This window comes from Vibrio sp. M260118, from assembly GCF_036533755.1.
Classification (GTDB): Bacteria; Pseudomonadota; Gammaproteobacteria; order Enterobacterales; family Vibrionaceae; genus Vibrio.
The window spans coordinates 1-5420 of record NZ_JATABG010000249.1 but is presented as its reverse complement, the minus strand read 5'-3'; the positions used below and the strand labels follow the sequence as shown (position 1 = coordinate 5420).

4 protein-coding genes are annotated in these 5420 nt (G+C 44.2%); all 4 read right to left on the bottom strand.

Annotated elements, in window-relative coordinates:
• Window positions 1-1319, bottom strand: a 1319-nt coding sequence (rlmKL, locus tag QTO00_RS14105) for a bifunctional 23S rRNA (guanine(2069)-N(7))-methyltransferase RlmK/23S rRNA (guanine(2445)-N(2))-methyltransferase RlmL (protein ID WP_331425368.1), incomplete at its 3' end; no start/stop codon positions are given.
• A gap of 476 nt (window positions 1320-1795) precedes the next feature.
• Window positions 1796-2341 carry a cell division protein ZapC gene (locus QTO00_RS14100; RefSeq protein WP_038203086.1) on the bottom strand — a complete coding sequence of 182 codons (546 nt, stop codon included), beginning with the start codon at window positions 2339-2341 and terminating at the stop codon, window positions 1796-1798.
• 193 nt (window positions 2342-2534) lie between these two features.
• Entirely contained in the window at window positions 2535-3545 is a 1011-nt protein-coding gene (gene pyrD, locus QTO00_RS14095) for a quinone-dependent dihydroorotate dehydrogenase (protein WP_331425367.1), read from the bottom strand.
• A gap of 87 nt (window positions 3546-3632) precedes the next feature.
• On the bottom strand, window positions 3633-5420 hold a 1788-nt coding region (locus QTO00_RS14090), incomplete at its 5' end, for an NAD-glutamate dehydrogenase domain-containing protein (RefSeq protein ID WP_331425366.1).

The following is a 5420-nucleotide window of genomic DNA, read 5'->3' as shown; positions in this document are numbered from 1 at the left end:
AAATACACGTCTATGGCTACATTGTATTCAGGTAGATCTGCGTCATAGATCCGGTAACAATCCAACTCTTCTTTGCGTGCCCACTTGCCAATTTTAGCGATATTCTTCTTTAAACGGTTCGAAAAGTCCGGGGCAATTAGAGAATCAGTGACATTGTCACCTTTACTATCTGATGGACGGTCACTGATCGAGTAATTCTTTTGGTGACACGGTAACGCACCATTATTCAACTTGAACTGCTTATCAGCACGCATGCGCAAACAGCTCAACAGCTCATCAGAACTAGAGAAAATAGACGCTTGGCTACCACCAAACTCTGATTTCAGCTGTGCACCAAAGGCTGTGTACAAAGCAATTAGGCCAGGATGGGTACCTAAGCGCTCACCGTAAGGCGGGTTAGAAACGATAACACCCGATTCGAAGCCTGCTGGACGCTTAATTTGCGCCGCATCACCAAGGTTAAACTCAATTAATGGCTCAACACCCGCTCGACGCGCGTTATCTTTGGCCGTTTTCAGCACACGAGCGTCGTTATCAAAGCCAAAGAACTTAGTGTCAACTTTCTTGACGCCTCTCTTAGCTTGCACGCTCGCCTCGGATTTTACCTCTGCCCAAAGTTCTGGGTCAAAGTCTTCAAGGGACTCAAAGCCCCACTGCTTACGATTAACCCCAGGGGCCATGTTAGCCGCCATCATTGCAGCTTCAATCAGAAGCGTACCAGAACCACACATAGGGTCTAATAGCGGCTTATCAACTGTCCAACCACTACGAAGAATTATTGCAGCTGCTAATGTCTCACGGAGAGGCGCACGACCAGACTCAGGACGATATCCACGTTGATGTAAACCACCGCCGACCATATCAACACCTAAGATAGCTTTATCACGATGCAAACGAACATGAATGCGAAGATCTGCATGATCTTTGCTGATCGATGGTCTAGGCAGGTTCTTTTTCTCGAATGCGTCTACTATTGCATCTTTAACTTTCATCGCGCCATATTGGCTATTGCGAATTTCACGATTGGTACCATTGAAATCAACCACAAATTTCTTTGAACTATGGAACTGGTTCACCCAGTTCACCGAAGATGTAGCTAGGTACAAATCCATATCATCGTTACATGTGAACTCAGAAAGCACACGGACAAAACGCGATGCCAGGCGGCTCCATAGACAGCAACGATAAATTTGCTCATTCGAAGCTTTAAAACGCACCCCTGCTTGAACAGGTTTGGCATTGCTAATCCCTAGCTTAGTTAACTCTTCAACCAACAGGTTTTCCAAACCGTTGGATGTAACCGCAAGATATTGATGCATAGTGATGTATTAATTCTTTAAAAAATGACCACGCATTATACCCGACTCAATCACTTATCGTTAGCGCAATCCGTTAATTAGCCAAACTTCCCTACCAAATGGACGAAAATTCAACACTTTCAGTTTTTGTTGCCCAATTTCAACGCAGAGCAATACACCAATCGTTTTAAGCGTGGTAATAAGGGCTAAAAGCGAAGTGAATACTTATTCCCCTTAAATTTGGTCTATACCAAAGGGTGGATTTAATGAAACTAAATTACAAAAATAGGTAAAATGGGGAATATTAGTGGGTTTCCACTACGCTGACGTGGCTAAAAAGCAGGAAAATAGTCGTTCTGTTTGGTGATAATTTGAACACATCTCACAAATGAGAGCTATGCATTTGCACCGAGCTAGTGGCCCCAATGTAGAAATCTAGAGACAAAAAAAGCCAGCATCACGCTGGCGGGAAATGAAACGAAGGAAAAGTAATGAAATTAGCCAACCATAGCGATTGGTTGAACATGAAAAAGATGATTTGCGATAGTAAGCCTGTCATGCATTACTTTTATCGCTTGGCCAAACTGCAACGACTTAGAGCCATTTAGCTCAAATTCCTCTAAAGAGACTGATGCGCACAAGCTGGCACACTCGCCAACCTCAAGTACAATAAAAAATCCATCACTAAGGTTATTGCTGAGGCGAATTAGGTCACCCTCTTCTGGCGTGATCTGTCCATCTGACAAACAATCAAAAAACCAGCTTTTTGGCTGAACAGGTTTATGGAAGCGCTTCGCCGCGACGCAATAGAGTGCTAGCTCGGCCTGGCGTGGTTCACTTAAACCTAACAGCGCGATTTGCTCTTTGTAGGTTTGGTAAGAAGATGCATCATCAACAGAGAACTCATTGACACCAATTGCACATTCAACAATCAGTTTACGCGGTAGATTGGTTTTGAAAACCATATCATCACCCAGATCAAGCATTAAGTGCCCCTCTGAGTCATCATAGTACCATGTCCATTTGTCACTAGGTTTCAACATCGTTCCATCTCTGAATTTGGATTTGAAGTAAGTAAAACGCTTAGTTACCTTTACTAACAATATTGGATTCTATTAGCTGGTTGACGAAAAAAAAGAGGAAATGAAAACTCATTTCCTCTTGATTTCTGTCTAGCTAGGTTCGAGAAACCTCATGTGACAATGTCACTAGAATGCAATCTCTTTTGGCAAGCGACTATAGGTTTTTAACGATATCTTTAACTAGTGATGGTCCGTGGTAGATAAAACCAGAGTAAACTTGAACTAACTCTGCACCCGCCATCAGTTTCTCTTTTGCAGCGACATAAGAATCAACGCCGCCTACACCAATAACTGGAATTTGGCCTTTTAGTTGCTCATGAAGGCTGCGCACTACTTCAGTACTGCGATTTTGCACCGGACGACCACTTAGACCACCCGCTTCATTCGCATGTTTCATGCCTTCGACAATAGAACGATCCAAAGTTGTGTTGGTTGCAATCACAGCGTCGATGCGATTTTTAAGTAGTGATTCGCAGATCTGTTTGATCTCATCGTCACTAAGATCCGGAGCGATCTTCAGTGCAAGAGGAACATACTTACCATGTTTCTCTGCAAGTTCTGCTTGCTTGGTTTTCAGCTCTGCAAGCAATTCGTCTAACGCTTCACCATATTGAAGAGAACGAAGTCCCGGAGTATTTGGCGAAGAGATGTTTACTGCAATGTAGCCCGCGTACTCATATACTTTCTCCATACAGATCAAGTAATCTTCAGCACCTTTTTCAATTGGCGTATCTTTGTTCTTACCAATATTGATGCCAAGAACACAGTCATATTTCGCTTTCTTAACATTTTCAACGAGATTATCAACGCCTAAGTTATTGAAGCCCATGCGATTGATAATACCTTCTGCTTCAACAAGACGGAAAAGACGTGGCTTATCATTGCCCGATTGCGGGCGCGGAGTTACCGTACCTACTTCAACAAAGCCAAACCCCATGGCATCGAACGCTTCGATACATTCACCGTTTTTGTCCAAACCGGCGGCAAGGCCAACTGGATTACGGAAAGTTAAGCCCATGCATTCGACAGGACGATGCGGAAGTTGTTGGCGATAAAACAGATCAAGTGGAGTGCCAGTAAAACGCTTGAAATTTTGAATTGCAAGATCGTGTGCCTTCTCGGCATCGAGTTGGAAAAAGCCAGTTCTGGCTAGACGGTAAAGCATTGTGCCTCCGAAAGAAAAAAGCCCCGTGTAAACGGGGCTGTATTATTAATGGTTTTACCGAATAATTCAACGAATTATAGCAAACGTTTACTCATTGGCAGTGCAATTAAGGTTTAGCAGCATTAGTTCACGTAGTGCGACAGAGAATTTGGCGAACTCATGAACCGAGCCTACCTTGAATTCGTTGAGAATGTTTTCCCAACGGTGCAATGACACTTCATTAGTCTCGATCCAATCTTCAAGCGCCTTCATAACATCAAGATCTTCTGGTGAACAGCTGCAACTCAGCACCTGACCAGTCAGCTGACGTTGTTGCCAGTCAAGATCTTCACGGAAAGCAGCTCGAGCCAACGCCTGCCAGTTATTATCTACCGCTTGGCCGTTAATCTGTTTCAAGAACCAATGCAGTGACAATCGATCACCAAGGTTGTAGTACAACTTGGCTGTTTGCTCGACGGTTTTACCTTTCTCACGAGACACTGTGGATATATCCAGTACAGAGTATAAACTCGACAAACGAGCTACGTAATTCGCGACATCGGCCTCAACACCCTGTTCAATCCAGGTTCTCGCCATCTCGTTGTGCTCTTCCACTTCCGAAGGAACAAGCATGTCGTCTAGATGAGTTTTTATCGTGTTAACATCCGCTTGGTAAAGTGCGATTAAATCTTTTACTGATTGGCGACCAGTACGGTTTCGTAGTAACCAACGAGAGAGACGACGCAGCGTTCGGCGCACATAGAAAATCATTTCGTACTGAGCTTGAGTCGATGCATCGTTGTCTAAACCTCGAATATCTTCGAGTACTTTACCTAATCCAAATATTTCACGAGCTGCCGCGTATGCGTTGGCAATATCGACAACACATGCACCGGTTTCTTCTTGCAGACGAGTAACGAAGTTACACCCCGTCTCGTTAACCATTTGATTTGCCAGCGCTGTCGCGATAATTTCGGCACGTAACGGATGACTATCCATTTGCGAAGAATAGTTACGGCGTAACTCTGTTGGAAAATAGCTAACCAACTGTTGCGCATGAAACTCATCTTTAGCGATGTCTTCATGCACGAGCTCTTCTTTTAGCACCATTTTACCGTACGCAACCAAAACCGACAGTTCCGGACGAGTCAGTGCCATGCCCTGTTTTTCACGCTCAATCAAGGTTTCATCATCAGGAATATACTCTAATGCTCGATCAAGATGACCCGCTTTCTCCATAGTGTGGATAAAACGAATTTGCTCTTTCACTAATGACACACCTTGCTGTTCAGTGACAGAGATAGACTCCGACTGACAGTAAGCATCATCCAGAACAATCTCGCCGACTTCATCTTCCATCGACTCAAGGATTTTGTTGCGCTGTTTGACCGTGAGATCGCCATTGGTCACAAGACCATTAAGGAAGATCTTAATGTTTACTTCGTTGTCCGAACAGTCAACCCCACCCACGTTGTCAACGAAATCCGTGTTAACTCGTCCACCAGTCAGTGCATATTCAATGCGACCCAACTGAGTCATACCCAAGTTACCACCCTCGCCAACCACTTTTGCTTTTAAGTCACGGCCATCAATACGAAGTACATCATTAGCGCGGTCGCCCACATCGGTATGAGTTTCACTAGAAGCTTTGACGTAGGTACCGATACCACCGTTCCACAGAAGATCGACTTCCATAGAAAGGATCATCTTAATGAGATCGTTCGGTGCTACTGATGACTTCTTAGTATGAAGCATCTTTTGAATTTCAGGCGTGAGTGAAATCGACTTAGCGCGGCGTGAGAAAATGCCACCACCTTTAGAGATCAGCTTCGGATCATAATCTTCCCAACTAGAACGTGGAAGGTTGAACAAGCGATCGCGCTCTTTCCAGCTTGA